Genomic DNA, 15,834 nt, shown 5'->3' with positions numbered 1-15,834 from the left:
GATGAATTTAACAAAAGCAGCGGGTTCAACGCATAAAACTAAAAGAATTGGCCGTGGTCAAGGTTCTGGCATGGGTAAGACTGCTACTAAAGGGGGTAAAGGTCAAACTGCTAGAAAAGGTTATAATGAAAAAAGAGGTTTTGAAGGGGGTCAACAACCACTTCAAAGAAGACTACCAAAAGTAGGTTTTACTTCTAAAATTCAAAAACCTTATGTGATCAATGTTGAAAAAATCACAGCTGTAAAAGAGCTTAGTGAAATTACATTTGAGAGCATTAAAAGTGTTCACAAAATTTCAAAATCTGTGAATAAAATCAAATTAATTGGTGCAAGTGCAAAAGACTTAGTATCAAAAATCAAAGACGAGAATATTAGCGTCACCGGATCAAAATAATGAATAGAGCATTGACGAATAAGATTTTAATCACCTTAGCATTTTTATTTGCTTATAGGGTTCTGGCTTATGTGCCAGTTCCTGGCGTCAATGCTGATGTGATTGCGGAATTTTTTAATAACAATCAAAACAATGCTTTGGGTTTATTTAATGTTTTTAGTGGTGGAGCGGCTGAACGCTTTTCTATCATTTCTTTAGGTATTATGCCTTATATCACTGCTTCTATTATTATGGAGCTTCTTGCAGCAACTTTTCCAAATATTGGTAAGATGAAAAAAGAGCGTGATAGTATGCAAAAATATATGCAAATTATCCGTTATGCGACTATTGTGATTACTTTGGTTCAAAGTATAGGCGTTGCTATAGGTTTGCAAAGCTTGCACGGTCGTGGTGGTGCAGGGGCTATAATGGTGGAAGATTTAAATATGTTTATCGCACTTTGTGCTATTTCTATGCTTGCTGGAACTATGCTTTTAATGTGGCTTGGCGAACAAATCACACAAAGAGGTATAGGAAATGGTATTTCTTTAATCATTTTTGCAGGTATTGTTTCAGGTATTCCAAGAGCGATTTCAGGAACTGTAGGACAAATCAATTCAGGCGAGATGAATTTCTTAACCGCTTTTGCAATTTTTGCTTTGATTTTAATCACCATAGGGGTGATTATTTATATAGAACTTGGAGAAAGAAGAATTCCTATTTCTTATTCTCGTAAAGTTGTAATGCAAAATCAAAACAAACGCATTATGAATTATATTCCTATTAAACTCAATCTTAGTGGGGTTATTCCACCGATTTTTGCTAGTGCGATTTTGATGTTTCCAACAACAATTTTACAAACTAGTACAAATCCTTATCTACAAGCCATTAATGACTTTTTAAATCCAAATGGTTATTTGTTTCATGTTCTAACTTTCTTGTTTGTAATTTTCTTTGCTTATTTTTATGCTTCTATCGTATTTAACGCTAAAGACATAGCAGAAAATTTGAAAAAACAAGGCGGTTTTATCCCTGGAATTCGTCCAGGTGAAGGAACTTCAAGTTATCTTAACGAAGTGGCTTCTCGTTTAACTTTATCAGGTTCTATTTATTTAGGGCTTGTTGCAACCTTACCTTGGGTTTTGGTGAAATTTATGGGTGTACCTTTTCATTTTGGCGGTACTTCTGTACTTATTGTAGTTCAAGTAGCACTTGATACGATGAGAAAAATTGAAGCTCAAATTTATATGAGTAAATACCAAACTTTAAGTGCGGTAGGTTTGTAATTTAAAATTATCCAAGCAGGAAATTTTTCCTGCTTGGATAATTTATTTTTCATGAAAAATTAAATTTTTATCAAAAGTAAAATCATTGTAATGAATATTTAAAACTTCATTATTGAGTAAAACGACAGCATATTCTGGATTTCTAAATTCTAATAATATTTCATTGCTATTTAAATTAAATTTAACCTGATGGTTGATACCTTTAAGAGAAGAAAAGGAAATATCTTTCCATCTTCCACAAAGAGTGCTATGATAATGCCCAAAAAATAAGTGTTTTATATTTTTATATGAGTTAAATAGCTTATAAAGTTCTAAAGAGTGTTTTTCATCAAGTCCTATAAAATCCATAGCTCTAAGGCCAGTTTTAAAAGGAGCATGATGTAAGCAAATAAATATATTTTTGTTTTGGTTTCTCTCTAAGGCATTTTTTAGCCAAATTTGGCGTTTTTGACAATACTCACCTCCGTGACTTTTAAGTTTTATAGTGTCTAGTACTAAAAAAACATTATTGTCATTACATTGTATTTCATATTGTATAAAACCATTTTCATCTTGCTTTAAATTATCAAAAATCTCTAATGCATTAGCTCTGTCATCATGATTGCCTAAGATCAAATAATAAGGCATATTAAGTTTGGTTAAATCTTGTTTTAAAAGAGTGTAAGATTCTAAACTCCCCTTGTGAGTTAAATCTCCTGTTATAAATACAAAATCAGCATCGCTATGATTTTTATTGATATCTTCTATAGCTAAACGCATCATAGCTGATGGTTCTCTTGAGTAAATGGCTTCTTTTTTATCGCCATAGTGTATATCAGTTAAATGGATGAATTTCATAAAAACTCCTTATAGCATTTTTTAATTGAGCATGATTATTGACTAAGATATTAGCTTTTTCAAGCATGATTTTATCTTGCCAACCCCATAGCACTCCTATAGAATAAACATTAGCTTCTAGTGCAGCTTCTATATCGCTAATACAATCACCTATCATGATAGAGTGATTTTGTTTAAATTTTTTGAGCGTCTGTGCTTTTGGTATCGAGCTTGTACAATGAAGATTGGTAAAATATTTCAAAACTTGTTCTTTTTCAAGGAGAATTCGAACTAAATTTTCATTACTAGCGCTTAATATGGAAAGTTTAAAATCTAAACTCAAATCCTTTAATAATTCTTTTGTTTTATCAAAAAAGACTAAAGTATGGATGTGTTCTAAAAAATACTCATCCGCTATTTTTTCAAATTCTAAAGGATTAAAACCTAGAATTCTCCCAATTTCTTTGTGAGCAACAGGATTTAATTTTGCATAAGGTTTTTGAGGAAATACTCCTTTAAAACCCAATTTCTTTGCACTAAATTGACAAGCTTGCTCCCAAAGTTTTAAACTATCAACCAAAACACCATCAAAATCAAAAAATATCATCTTATACCCTTTTAAGGTAATAAAGCATTGATTTCTTCTTGGGCTTGTTTTGCAATCTCTTCATAATTTGTACTTGTTCCCATAAGGAGTTTTTCAGCATAATTCCATAAAGTATTTGTAGCTTTTAGAGCATTATCTCCTGGAAATGAAGGCCAATTTCCCATGAGTTCTATTTGAGAAGGAGCAATGGTATAATTTGGATTTTTATTATAAAAATCTTTTAATTTTGCATTGGCCAATAAATTGCTAGTCATATAGCCTGTATATTGAGGTACATAAGCGTTGGCTTTCCCTGTTACAAAATGAATATATTTTAAAGCTGCCTCTTTATTTTTATCATTAGTTAGCATAACTACGGATCCACCTACGGGTAATTCTCCTCCTGATTGAACACCTGGAAATTTAGAAAGTTTTAGAGGAAAGTTAATGCTTTTTTCTGTTTGAGTTAGAGCTGCTGAGGTTTGTATAAGTATGCCTAAATTTCCCGCATAAAATGAGCTTATAGCTTCAGAGCGTTTTATAGCTGGCATTTTTGCTAAAGTGTGAAAATCACTTAAAAGTTTAAAAGTTTCTTGCCATGCTTTATTGTTAAAATCTACTTTGCCTTTTTCATTAATGAGTTTTCCGCCTCTTTCAAGACTTAAAGCTAATATAAGCCAAGTATCTGTTTCTCCAAAATACACCCCGCTTTTTCCATTTTAATGAGTTGATTTTTTGAGCTAAATCAAAAAGTTCATCCCATGTTTTAGGAAGTTCTTTATTCCATCCTGCTTGTTTGACTAAATCCATATTATAATATACAACAGGTAAAGAGCTTGCAAAAGGAATAGCATATATTTTGTTTTCTAAAGTGGTTGCTTTAAAAGCATTATCATTAAAGCCTAATTCTTTTTTATTGATAAGATTTTGTGTTAAATCTTTAGGAATATTTTTATTTACCAATGTAGGTAAATGGCTATAGCTGTTAAAGCTTACATCAGGGAGTTTGTTGATCATTTTTTCTCTTAAAAGTCTAGCACTTTGTTCTTCATAGTTTTGTGCGGGTGCTAAAAATCTTATTTCTATGTCTGGATTTTGTTTTTCAAAATCTTCTTTAAGTTTTTCGTGCAAATCTTTAAACCAAGGATAAGCGTAAGAAACAACAAGTTCTGTTTTTGCTTGGGCTAAATTTAAAGCTCCAAAAAGAGCTAAGGTGAAAAATATTTTTTTCATTTTAAATCCTTTAAAATTGTTAAAACTTATTAGAATAATGTAATTCTAATAAGTTTTAACAAGCTATTTTATGCCTGTATTGGCAATACCTTGTATAAATCTTTTTTGTGCAAGTAAAAAACCTATTAGAGGGGCTACTACTATTGTTGAGGCGGCCATTAAGGTTCCATAATCCGTACCTGCTTCATTGTTTTTAAAAGAAATTACTCCAAGGGTTGGAGTGAAATATTGTGGGGAACTTACAGCAATTAAAGGCCAAAAATAATCATTCCAATGAGCAACTATGGAAAAAATTCCAAAAGAAATCAAAGCAGGGGTGGTTAGTGGCAATATAATTTTGCAAAGTATGCTAAATTCATTTAAACCATCCATTCTTGCTGCATAAATTATATCATTGGGAATACAATTGATAAATTACCTAATTAAAAAAATCCCAAAGACTGAAATGCTAAAAGGCAAAATAAGAGCTAGATATGAATCTAAAACTCCAAAATAATACATTAAAATATACCAAGGAACGCAAATAGCTTGAGTTGGAATAAGCAAAGAGCACACTATAATAACAAGCAAAAACTTTTGTCCTTTAAATTTGTATTTGGATAGAGCATAAGCACAAGGATAAGCGATTATAATTTGTATTAATAAAATGGCAAAACATACAAAAAATCCATTAAAAAGGAAGTGCAACAAGTCATTTTCCTTAAAAGCTTTTGTGTAGTTTTCAATTAGGGTAAAATTTTGTGGAAAAAATGAAAAGCATTGGAAAAAATTTCATTTTCAGGTTTAAAACTAGTTATAACCATCCATACAAAAGGAAAAATAAAAAATAATGACAATATACCCAAAATAAGATGGCGCAAAATTCTAAACATAAATCAATCCTTTTTATCCAAAAATTTAATTTTAAGAAGAGTTAAAATCAAAATAAATAATAAAAATATTACAGAAATAGCTGAGGCATAATTTGTTCTAAAAAACATAAAAGCTTCTTGATAAATAGTAAATAATAAAACCTCGCTAGAATGATTTGGCCCTCCATTTGTTAGAACCTGAACGGTATCAAAAACTTGAAAAGCTTTTATAGAACTTATAATTAAAACAAAAAATAAAATAGGTAAAAGCAAGGGTAGGGTGATTTTAAATAAAATTTGAGTTTTGTTTAATCCATCGAGTTTTGCTGCTTCATATACCGAAGTAGGTATGCTCATTAATCCAGCTGTAAATAAGATCATATTATAGCCCAGTTGTTGCCATACTCCAATCCCAGCAAGAGTATATAAAACTGTGTCTTTATTTGAAAGCCAATTGATTGCATTAACCCCAAATAAAGCAAGAATTTTATTAAAAATTCCTATATCCGGATGTAAAATATATTCCCAAACCATGCTCATGGCTATCAAGGTTGCCATAACAGGTAGAAAAAAGACAGCTCTATAAAATGATTTTGCACTATTTTTAGATTCTATAAGCAAGGCTAAAGCCAAACCTCCCAAAACGCTTAAAGGTAGAACAATAAGGGCGTAAATTAAAGTATTTTTTACTGAAGCGAAAAAAACAGGATCTTTTAGTAAGGCTTTATAATTAATCAATCCTACAAAATGAAAATCGCCGTTTCCAAGCTGATAGTCACTAAAACTTAAAATAATTACCCATATAATAGGTAAAATCAAAAATAAAAGCATTAATAAAACAGCAGGAGAAATAAAACAAAAAGTCGCAAGTGAATTTTTCATGCTGCAAAACTCAAATTATAAAGTTTAATATCCATTCTTTTACCTTCTTCATCAAAGATAAAGGCTTTTGAATAATCAAGGTTAATTCCTACAACAGAGTCTAGTTGAAGCTTTTTACCTTCTTGTGTATTTAAACTTAAAATAAAATTATTATCATTTTTTAAGAGTTTGGTATAAATTAAATATTCATTTCCCATATTTTCAATATTATAAATTTTGGCCTTAATTTGTGAATGCGGATCTATAAAACAATTTTCTGCTCTTATGGCTAGACTTTTTTATGTTTAGATAAGTTTTTATTGATTAAAGCAAAACCATAGCTTTTTAATTCAACGCATAAGGTATTGATTGTAGGTGTTCCTATAAATTGAGCAACTTTTAAATGGTTGGGGTTGTTATACATTTCATCAGGGCTTGCAACTTGCAAAAGCTCACCATCAACCAAAAAAGCTATTCTGTCGCTCATAGTCATAGCTTCGCTTTGATCGTGCGTGACATATATAAAGGTCTTATTTAATTCTCTATGCATAGCACTTAATTCAGCTCTTGTGTGAATGCGTAATTTAGCATCCAAATTCGATAAAGGTTCATCCATTAAAAATATATTAGGTTCTCTTATAATAGCCCTACCTAGAGCGACTCTTTGACATTGTCCTCCAGAGAGTTGTTTGGGTTTTTTATCTAAAAGGTGTGTAATTTTAAGTTTTGTTGCTACTTGTTCAATTTTTTCTTCCAAATGAGTTTTAAACTCTTTATAGGACTTAATATAAAAAGAAGCCAGAGGAAGCTTATGGATAAATTTAGCTCTTGCTTTAATAGGCATAGCAAGATTTTCTCTCACGCTTAAGTGAGGATATAAGGCATAGCTTTGAAAAACCATAGCAAAATTTCTATCTCTTGGATTTTGTTTGCTTATATCTTGATTGTTAAGGTTTAAAATTTCACCTTGACTTGGCTCTTCAAGGCCGGCTATAATTCTCAGAAGAGTTGATTTGCCACTTCCGCTTTCTCCAACTAAGGTTAAAAATTCACCCTCTTTAATTTCAAGATTGATGTTTTTTAAAATTTCACTGTTCCCAAATTTCTTATTTAAATTGTTAATTTTTAACATATCCAAGCTCTATATTTTGGAAAATTTTTAAAATTAAATCAAATATTGGAAACTTTTTAGAAACAGATGCAATGCTTGAAGATTAATTTATCCTAGGTTTTTGCTTTAAAAATAAAAACACAATGCACACTATAAAAATTACTATTGACCATATTAAAAAAGCATCTACAAGACCCATTTGTCTAACGATAGGTTGAGAGATAATAGGACTTAAAAATTGTCCTAAAAATATACAACTTGCTAAAATTCCATAAGCCCTAGAGCGAGCATTTTCAGGACAGATTGAAAAAAGATAAGCCGTATTATTTACAAGCATAATACCTCCACCCATTCCAAGCAAAGCTAAGGCGATTAAAACTGTGAAAAAGCTATCTACTAAAAAAAGCAGCAAAAAAGAACAAGATACGATAAAAAGAGTTAAAACATAGATAGTTTTAATACTTAAGAATTTTATAATATATCTATAGCTTAGAGAGAAAAAACCATAACATAGTGCAGATACAGACATCGAAATACCTATATATTTAGGATCCAATCCCAAATGTTCTTCTATATAGTAAGGAAGTTGAGTTGGCGAAATATAATAAACTACCATGATAAAAAAACCTATAAAATAGATAGGGAAAAATTGCCAATAATTTGTTTTTGTTTCTATTTTTGTATGATTATAGAATTTAAATTTTCTAGGTTCAAAAAGATAAATGATAGCCATTAAGGTAATTAAAATTCCAAGTCCATATACCAAAAAAGGATAACGCCAAGAATAACTTGAAACAAATCCCGCAATAGAAATAAAAACAGCACCCCCTACCGCACAAAAAAATCCTTGAAGACTTAAAGCATTTTCTCTGCGATTAAAGCCACCACGACTATAATAATCCCCAAGCAAAGCCGAAGCGCCTGTCATTATAAAAGCAGTTGCCATACCAAAAATAGCTCTTGAAGTCAGTATAGCATAAATATCATTTAAGAAAAAGCCACTTACTCCAGAAATAGTCCAAACCACCATAGCTGGAAGAATGAATTTTAATTTGCCAAATTTATCCATTAAAATACCAGCAAATGGAGATAAAATGACAACAAAAATAGCAGGGATGGTTAAAACTAAGCGAACAAGTATATCAAGATGAGCTAATGTGAAACTTGAAGCAAGAGTAGCGCCACTTTGGGTTAAAAGTTCTTCAAAATGTCTGTTGATAGCAGGTAGAGCAGATGAAATGACCACACTTCCTAGCATAGTCATAGCAGCCATAGAAAACACAGCTGCTTTAAATCCGGACTTTTCAGTAATTTGAATTATTTTTTTATCCATTTTTGTGTCATTTGGATGAAATTTATAAGTTTTGTCATTCATAATTTTTACCTTTTTTATTTTATTATACTCCAAAAATTATGGTTTGTATTTAAAATTACTTAAAATTATATTTTATTTATTTTGTTATGATAGTTTTGTTTTTAAAATATTTTAGCTTGATTAAAATATATTTTATAAGTAGAATTTTAAATATTTTTAGCTAAATTCAGCTTTTTATTTAACAAGGGTGCAAAATGAAGAAAAATTTAATCATAGTAGAATCTCCTGCAAAAGCTAAAACCATAGGAAATTTTTTGGGAAAAGATTATGAAGTTATCGCTTCTAAAGGACATATTAGAGATTTGCCTAAATCAAGCTTTGGGATTAAAATAGAAGATGATGAATTTATCCCTGAGTATAGAATCACAAGTGATCATAGCGCCTTAGTTAAAGAACTTAAAAGCAAAGCCAAAGATGCCAAAGAAGTCTATCTTGCAACGGATGAAGATAGAGAAGGAGAGGCTATAGCCTATCATATTGCAAAAGCTATAGGAAAAGATGAAAACACCTTACCACGCATTGTTTTTCATGAAATCACTAAAAGCGCTATAGAAAATGCTTTAAAAAATCCAAGAAAATTAAACATGCACTCTGTAAATGCTCAGCAAACCAGACGTCTTTTAGATCGCATTGTAGGGTATAAGCTCAGCCCTTTATTAGGACAAAAAATTCAAAGAGGACTTAGTGCTGGGCGTGTTCAAAGTGCGGCTTTAAAGATCATAGTCGATCGTGAAAAAGAAATTCGTGCCTTTGTACCCCTAGAATACTTTAGTATTGATATGATTTTTCAAAAAGATTTAGATGCAGAACTAGTTGAGTTTGATAAAGCCAAGATAGAAAAACTTACCATTACCAACAAAGATCGTGCTAAACTTATACTAGAAGCTTGTAAAAATGAAGTTTATAGTATAAGTGACATTGAAAGCAAAGAAAGAAAAATCGCTCCGCCGCCTCCTTTTATGACTTCAACTTTACAACAAAGTGCCAGCAATCGCCTTGGTTTTAACCCTAAAAAAACCATGATGATAGCTCAAAAGCTCTATGAAGGAGTAAATACCCATGAAGGCGTGATGGGGGTTATTACTTATATGAGAACCGATAGTTTAAATTTAGCCAAAGAAGCAGTAGAAAATGCAAGAAAATTCATACAAGCAAATTTTGGCAAAGACTATCTTCCAAGCAAAGCAAATGTATATACTACAAAGACTAAAGGCGCTCAAGAAGCTCATGAAGCTATACGCCCTACAAATTTAAGTTTTACTCCAGAAATTTCGGCTAAATTTTTAGACAAAGATGAGTTAAAACTTTACACACTTATTTACAATCGCTTTTTAGCCTGTCAGATGAGTCCTGCTATCTCTCAAACTCAAAATGTATTTGTAAAAAATGATAGAGCAGTTTTTAAAATAAGCGGTAGAAAAATCCTTTTTGATGGATATTATAAAGTTTATGGTGATATGGATAAGGATAAAATTTTGCCAAATTTTAAAATAGGCCAAAATTTAAAAGTGCAAAATTTAGAAATGAACTCACATTTTACCGAACCACCTTCAAGGTATTCAGAAGCAGGACTTGTAAAAAAACTTGAAAGTTTAGGCATAGGTCGCCCTTCTACTTATGCACCAACCATTTCTATACTTACAAGCCGTGATTATGTAACAATAGATAAAAAACAACTCATTCCTAGCGATGTTGCTTTTAATGTAACCGAAGTGCTTGAGAAAAATTTTAGCGATATAGTAGATAGTAAATTTACTTCAAACCTTGAAAATACCCTAGATGAAATCGCAGAAGATAAGGCAGATTGGCAAGAAACTTTAAAAGAATTTTACTATCCTTTTATGAGAAAAATCGAAGAAGGAAAAACAAAAATAGCTAGTCAAAAAACTGTCACAAAACTAGGCGAAAGTTGTCCTGATTGTGGCGGAGAGCTTGCTATTAGAAAAGGGCGTTTTGGAGAATTTGTAGCGTGTTTAAATTTCCCAAAATGCAAGTATTCAAGAAATTTAAAAAGTGAAAGCAAAAACGAAAGCGAAAATACAGCCGCAAAAGCTAAAGCTAATGGTACAGGCATTACTTGTCCAAGTTGTCAAAAAGGTGAAATCGTAGAACGCTTTTCAAAACGTGGTAAATTTTATGGCTGTAGTGCTTATCCAAAATGCAATTTTATAAGCAAATACAAACCAAGTGAAGAAAAATGCGAAGAGTGTGGCGAAACTTTAGTGATAAAAGAGCTTAAAAAAGGTACATTCTTAGAATGTTTAAAGTGTAAAATCAAAAAAGAAATGAAGGATTAGAATGCAAATCATGCTTTGTGCTATTTCAAATATAGCGAGTGGAAATTGTTCAGAAGACTGTAAATACTGCACCCAAAGCGCTCATGTAAAAACAGATATTCAAAAATATCGTCGTAAAGAACTTTCACAAATCGTTTTAGAAGCAAAAATGGCAAAGAAAAATGAAGCCTTGGGTTTTTGTTTGGTTACAGCAGGACTTGGGCTTGATGATGAAAAGCTTGAGTATGTTTGCGAAGCTGCTAAGGCTGTGCAAAAAGAAGTGCCTAATTTGCTTTTAATTGCCTGTAATGGTATGGCAAGCGTGGAACAACTCAAAGAACTTAAAAAAGCAGGAATTTTTTCTTATAATCACAATCTTGAAAGTTCTAAGGAATTTTTTCCACAAATTTGCACCACGCATACTTGGGAAAGTAGATTTCAAACCAATTTAAACGCTAAAGAAGCAGGGCTTATGCTTTGTTGTGGTGGAATCTATGGTATGGGTGAGAGTGAAGAAGATAGGCTAAGTTTTAGAAAATCTTTGCAAGAATTACAACCTTTTTCAACGCCTATTAATTTTTTTATAGCAAATGAAAATTTAAAACTACAAGTTCCAAGACTTAGCGCTGATGAAGCCTTAAAAATTGTTCGTGATACCAAAGAGGCTTTACCGCAAAGCGTGGTAATGGTAGCAGGTGGGCGTGAAGTGGTATTACAAGAAAGACAATATGAAATTTTTCAAGCAGGTGCTGGGGCTATTGTTATAGGGGATTATTTAACCACTAAAGGTGAAGAACCAAGTCAAGATATAATAAAATTAAAAGAAATGGGATTTACTTTTGCATCAGAGTGTCATTGATACACAGGCTTTAATTGATTTAAAAATTCTTATCGTTATAGCTTTATGCTTACTTTTTTCTCCGCATATTGCAAAAATTTTACGCTTGCCTCTTTCGGCTACTGAAATTATTTTAGGAGCGATAATAGCGCATTTTGGTTTCATAGGAAAAAGTGAAAATTTTGCACTTTTAGCCAATGTAGGTTTTTATTATCTAATGTTTATAGCGGGTATGGAGGTAAATTTAAGAGCCTTCTTTAATATGGATAAAGAAATTGCTAAAAAAAGTTTTTTTTATATTTTTTTACTTTATGCTTTATCTTCTTTTATAGTATGGATTTTTGGACTTTCTTTAGTATTTGTTATCATTATACCTGTGATGAGTGTAGGGCTTTTATCTTTACTTTTTAAGGATTTTGGAAAAGAGTGTTACTGGTTAAATATTGCTATGATAGTAGCTACTTTAGCTGAGGTGATTTCTATTGTGCTTTTGACTATAGCGGGAGCTTTTTTGCGCGAAGGAACAGGTATTATTGATGTAGCGCAAAGTATTTTATATCTTAATATCTTTTTGGGGCTTTGTTTGCTTGGATTTAAAATGCTTGGTGTGCTTTTTTGGTGGTATCCTCAGCTTAAAGTTGTGCTTATGCCATGGGAAGATAAAAATGAAAAAGATATAAGATTTTGTATGGCCATTTTTATACTGATCATTGTTGCTATGGTTATTACAAAACTTGAAATCGTTCTTGGTTCTTTTATAGCAGGTTCATTTATAGCTACTTTTTTTGATCATAAAAAAGATCTTGAGCACAAGCTTTCTACTTTTGGACACGGGTTTTTGATCCCTATTTTTTTTATCCATATAGGTTCAACCTTTGATCTTAAAATGATTTTAGATTATAAAATCGTTTTACAAGCATTTTTACTTATGTTTGTTATGGTGGGTTTAAGAATTTTATGTGCAAGTGTTTTTTTAAAAAGAATTGGTTTTAAAAATATGATTTTATTTGGTCTTAGTCATTCTATGCCTTTAACCTTGCTTATAGCAACAGCTACTCTGGGTTATTCGGGCAAGGTTATTGATGAGAAGCTTTATTCAGCGCTTATTTTAACAGCGTTATTTGAGGCTATTATTGTTATGAGTATGATTAAATTTCTTTCTAATTCTAAAAAATGAAAGTTACTTTTTTACTCAAAAAAGCAAACAAAATCTTAAAAATTTAATAATAAAAAAACTCATAATCGTCCTTTTTTGTTAGAATTAATAAAAGTAACAATAAAAGGAGCGAAAATGTCAAATTCCGTTACTATAACCGATAATAGAAATGGAAAAAGCTATGAATTTCCTATATATGATGGTACAACTGGGCCAAGCGTTGTAGATATGTCAAGTTTTTATAAACAAACAGGAATGTTTTCTTATGATGAGGGCTTAACTTCTACAGCTACTTGTAAATCAAAAATCACTTATATTGATGGAGAAAACGGAATTTTAATGCACCGTGGCTATCCTATAGAGTGGCTTGCTGAAAACAAACTTTATTTAGATGTGGTTCATCTTTTACTTTATAAAGAACTACCTGATGCTACGCGTCTTGAAGCGTTTCGTTATGAAATGAAAAAACGTTCTTTTATCCATGAAGGTATGCACCGTCTTTTTGATTCTTTCCCTGATAATGCTCATCCTATGGCAGTTTTACAAGGTGCTGTTTCATCGCTTAGTGCTTTTTATCCTGATCATTTAAACATGAATGTAAAAGAAGAATATATGGAAATGGCAGCTAGAATAGTAGCTAAAATCCCTACTATAGTGGCCACCGCTTATAGATATAAACACGGCTTTCCTATGGCTTATCCAAATTTAGATCGTGGTTTTACAGAAAATTTCTTATATATGTTAAGAACCTATCCTTACGATCATGTAGAGCTTAAACCTATAGAAGTAAAAGCACTTGATACAGTTTTTATGCTTCATGCAGATCATGAGCAAAATGCTTCAACTTCAACAGTTCGTGCTGTGGGTTCAACTCATGCTCATCCTTATGCCTGTATAGCAGCAGGTATTGGTGCGCTTTGGGGTCATGCACATGGTGGAGCTAATGAAGGTGTTATTAGAATGCTTGAGCAAATAGGTAGTGTTGATAGGGTAGATGAATTCATCAAAAGAGCTAAGGATAAAAACGATCCTTTCCGCTTGATGGGCTTTGGGCATAGGGTTTATAAAAATTTTGATCCTAGAGCAAAAGTACTGAAAAAGCTTCGTGATCAACTTATTGATGAGTTGGGTATTGATACCAATCTTATTAAAGTAGCAACGCGTATAGAAGAGATTGCTTTAAGCGATGATTATTTTGTTCAAAGAGGGTTATATCCGAATGTTGATTTTCATAGTGGACTTATTTTAAAAGCCTTAGGTATTCCAAATGAAATGTTTGCTACTTTATTTGTTATAGGGCGCACCCCAGGATGGATAGCTCAGTGGATAGAACAAAAAGAGCAAGAAAGTCTTAAAATAGTCCGTCCAAGACAACTTTATTTGGGTGAAACTAGTAAAATTTAATTAAAATTTTTGTGGAAATTAAAAATTCCACAAAATCTTCTTGTATAATTTTAAAAAATCTTATAGAAAGTTTATAATCATGCTTAATCTTGATAAATTTTTAGAAATTGCTATAAATGCTAGCAATCAAGCTTCTAAAGCTATTTTAGAAGAGAGAAAAAATTTCAAAACTTGGGAAAAAGAAGATAAAAGCCCGCTTACATCAGCAGATCTTGCTTCTAATAAAATTCTAAATGATATTTTGGGTTCTACGGATATTAAAATTCTATCAGAAGAAAAATTACTCAGCAAAGAAGAGTGTGAAGAATTAAAAACTTTTTGGCTTATCGATCCTCTTGATGGAACAAGTGGTTTTTTAAAAGGCAGTGATGAATTTTGCGTTATGATAAGTTTGGTTCATGACAATCGCCCTGTTTTATCACTCATACAAAATCCATCAAAAGGTGATATATTCTATGCTCATGCAAAAACCAAGGTTTATAAAAACGATAAACCTTTGCAAATTGACCAGCAAGAATACGAGAAAAATAAATATAAAGCCTTATTGAGTGTTAATCATCTTAGCAAAGAAGATGAAGACTTTGCAAAAGAGCATCAATTAGAAGCTATTAATATAGGCTCTGGATTGAAATTTTGTGCTATTTTAGAGGCTAGGGCAGGAGTTTATAAAAGATTTGAAAAGCTTAATATTTGGGATATTGTAGCAGGAGATTTTTTGATTAATCAAAATGGAGGATTTATGGGCGATTTTTCTAAAAAATACATTTTATATAACCCTTTAAGTTATAAATCCAATCCTTTTATTTGTGTTTCATCTAGGAATTTTTTACAAGATTTTTTATAAAATAAAGAGTATAATTTTTATATTTAAATAGTTTATAAGGATGAAGATGAGGTATTGTTTCATTTTGTTTTTAAGTTTAGTTTTAAGTTCTAATCTTTTAGCGAATAATTTTTCTCAGAAAAAGGTTATTAAAATTGAAAAAAGCGCAGATAGCTTTGAAGTAATAGATCTAAATCAAAATGTTGCAAATCCAAATTTAAATCAACAAAAAGCATTGTTTGATAGTTCTACTTTAATTGAAAAAAAATCGCAAATCACCAAAGATAAGGATATTGATTTTGCTATTGTATTAACTTCTAGGAAAAATTTTGGTTATTTTTTAGATGGTTTTAGGGTGAGTGATAAGGAATTTTCTACATTATTTGCTAAAAATTTGATTCAAAGTTTAAAGCTTAATTGGGTTAATTCTGCTGCAAATGGTATTTATCAAAGTCCTAAAACTTTGTCATATTTTAGCCCTAAGGATGCAAAACTTATAAATGTAAGTCCTTTTTTAACACAAGAAAAAGATAAGGCTAAAATGTATGCTAAATTTACAGATTATGTTGTGGTGGTAAATTTGCAAGATTTTTATGTAAATATTACAAATTATTTTATCACAACTAGTAAAGAGGGTGTGGCTAATGTTAATTTTAAAATTATTTCTACAAGCAATGGAAAAATTCTTGTAGCAAAAAATGCAGAATTAAATTTGACATTAAAAGATCAAGATGCAAAACAAAATTATCAAGATATTGTAAATCAAATGCCAAAAATGTTAGCTAGTGTTATAGATAATGAAATAAAAAAATTAAAATTAACTATCAATTAATTTAAAGATATAT

At 31.0% G+C, this 15,834-nt stretch carries 18 protein-coding genes; 8 read left to right on the top strand and 10 right to left on the bottom strand.

Annotation, left to right across the window (positions count from 1 at the left end; genetic code table 11):
- Position 1: 1 nt before the first annotated feature.
- Both rplO and secY read left to right on the top strand, forming a co-directional pair.
- On the top strand, positions 2 to 394 hold the full coding sequence (gene rplO, locus FBF06_RS09335) for a 50S ribosomal protein L15 (protein WP_002851292.1): 393 nt from the start codon (positions 2 to 4) through the stop codon (positions 392 to 394).
- Positions 394 to 1,659, top strand: a complete 1,266-nt coding sequence (gene secY, locus FBF06_RS09330; protein WP_002864789.1) for a preprotein translocase subunit SecY — start codon at positions 394 to 396, stop codon at positions 1,657 to 1,659. The genes rplO and secY overlap by 1 nt, the downstream gene beginning before the upstream one ends.
- A 42-nt stretch (positions 1,660 to 1,701) precedes the next feature.
- On the opposite strand, the gene FBF06_RS09325 is transcribed toward secY, so the two are convergent.
- The 10 genes from FBF06_RS09325 to FBF06_RS09285 all read right to left on the bottom strand — a co-directional run bounded on the left by FBF06_RS09325 (position 1,702) and on the right by FBF06_RS09285 (position 8,492).
- Positions 1,702 to 2,496 (bottom strand): phosphodiesterase, encoded by a 795-nt coding sequence (locus FBF06_RS09325; protein WP_052796091.1) that lies wholly within the window; start codon positions 2,494 to 2,496, stop codon positions 1,702 to 1,704.
- Complete coding sequence (locus tag FBF06_RS09320) at positions 2,474 to 3,082, bottom strand: HAD family hydrolase (protein WP_002902882.1); 609 nt, start codon at positions 3,080 to 3,082, stop codon at positions 2,474 to 2,476. The genes FBF06_RS09325 and FBF06_RS09320 overlap by 23 nt, the downstream gene beginning before the upstream one ends.
- Positions 3,083 to 3,093: 11 nt before the next feature.
- The gene (locus tag FBF06_RS10075) at positions 3,094 to 3,765 is read right to left on the bottom strand and encodes an extracellular solute-binding protein (protein WP_168977638.1); all 672 of its coding nucleotides are present in this window, start codon (positions 3,763 to 3,765) and stop codon (positions 3,094 to 3,096) included.
- Positions 3,716 to 4,294: an extracellular solute-binding protein gene (locus FBF06_RS10070; RefSeq protein ID WP_168977637.1), complete on the bottom strand. Its 579-nt coding sequence runs from the start codon at positions 4,292 to 4,294 to the stop codon at positions 3,716 to 3,718. Before FBF06_RS10070 ends, FBF06_RS10075 begins: the two co-directional genes overlap by 50 nt.
- A 63-nt stretch (positions 4,295 to 4,357) precedes the next feature.
- Positions 4,358 to 4,666 (bottom strand): ABC transporter permease subunit, encoded by a 309-nt coding sequence (locus tag FBF06_RS09925; RefSeq protein ID WP_229150571.1) that lies wholly within the window; start codon positions 4,664 to 4,666, stop codon positions 4,358 to 4,360.
- A 353-nt stretch (positions 4,667 to 5,019) separates the two neighbouring features.
- The gene (locus FBF06_RS09920; RefSeq protein ID WP_002902884.1) at positions 5,020 to 5,166 is read right to left on the bottom strand and encodes a hypothetical protein; all 147 of its coding nucleotides are present in this window, start codon (positions 5,164 to 5,166) and stop codon (positions 5,020 to 5,022) included.
- Between the two features lie 3 nt (positions 5,167 to 5,169).
- The gene (locus FBF06_RS09300; protein ID WP_038401939.1) at positions 5,170 to 6,027 is read right to left on the bottom strand and encodes a sugar ABC transporter permease; all 858 of its coding nucleotides are present in this window, start codon (positions 6,025 to 6,027) and stop codon (positions 5,170 to 5,172) included.
- Entirely contained in the window at positions 6,024 to 6,242 is a 219-nt protein-coding gene (locus tag FBF06_RS09295; protein ID WP_323469407.1) for a hypothetical protein, read from the bottom strand. Before FBF06_RS09295 ends, FBF06_RS09300 begins: the two co-directional genes overlap by 4 nt.
- Positions 6,243 to 6,295: 53 nt before the next feature.
- A complete protein-coding gene (locus FBF06_RS09290; protein ID WP_168977636.1) occupies positions 6,296 to 7,138 on the bottom strand; it encodes an ABC transporter ATP-binding protein in 843 nt (280 codons plus the stop codon).
- A gap of 82 nt (positions 7,139 to 7,220) precedes the next feature.
- Positions 7,221 to 8,492, bottom strand: a complete 1,272-nt coding sequence (locus FBF06_RS09285; RefSeq protein WP_002902893.1) for an MFS transporter — start codon at positions 8,490 to 8,492, stop codon at positions 7,221 to 7,223.
- A gap of 194 nt (positions 8,493 to 8,686) precedes the next feature.
- Between FBF06_RS09285 and topA the strand changes: the two genes are divergently transcribed.
- The 6 genes from topA to FBF06_RS09255 all read left to right on the top strand — a co-directional run bounded on the left by topA (position 8,687) and on the right by FBF06_RS09255 (position 15,821).
- Positions 8,687 to 10,789, top strand: coding sequence for a type I DNA topoisomerase (topA, locus tag FBF06_RS09280; protein WP_002902895.1), 2,103 nt, complete (start codon positions 8,687 to 8,689; stop codon positions 10,787 to 10,789).
- Between the two features lies 1 nt (position 10,790).
- Complete coding sequence (locus tag FBF06_RS09275; RefSeq protein ID WP_002902898.1) at positions 10,791 to 11,627, top strand: biotin synthase; 837 nt, start codon at positions 10,791 to 10,793, stop codon at positions 11,625 to 11,627.
- Positions 11,608 to 12,783: a cation:proton antiporter gene (locus tag FBF06_RS09270; protein WP_002855678.1), complete on the top strand. Its 1,176-nt coding sequence runs from the start codon at positions 11,608 to 11,610 to the stop codon at positions 12,781 to 12,783. Before FBF06_RS09275 ends, FBF06_RS09270 begins: the two co-directional genes overlap by 20 nt.
- A gap of 114 nt (positions 12,784 to 12,897) precedes the next feature.
- Positions 12,898 to 14,166, top strand: a complete 1,269-nt coding sequence (locus FBF06_RS09265) for a citrate synthase (protein WP_002851494.1) — start codon at positions 12,898 to 12,900, stop codon at positions 14,164 to 14,166.
- Positions 14,167 to 14,245: 79 nt separating this feature from the next.
- A complete protein-coding gene (locus tag FBF06_RS09260) occupies positions 14,246 to 15,010 on the top strand; it encodes a 3'(2'),5'-bisphosphate nucleotidase CysQ (RefSeq protein ID WP_002868269.1) in 765 nt (254 codons plus the stop codon).
- Positions 15,011 to 15,050: 40 nt separating this feature from the next.
- Entirely contained in the window at positions 15,051 to 15,821 is a 771-nt protein-coding gene (locus FBF06_RS09255; RefSeq protein ID WP_074482806.1) for a hypothetical protein, read from the top strand.
- Positions 15,822 to 15,834: the final 13 nt, after the last annotated feature.

The sequence above is a fragment of the Campylobacter sp. CFSAN093227 genome, from assembly GCF_012897855.1.
GTDB classification, from domain to species: domain Bacteria; phylum Campylobacterota; class Campylobacteria; order Campylobacterales; family Campylobacteraceae; genus Campylobacter_D; species Campylobacter_D jejuni.
This window is presented reverse-complemented; position numbering and strand designations above follow the sequence as displayed.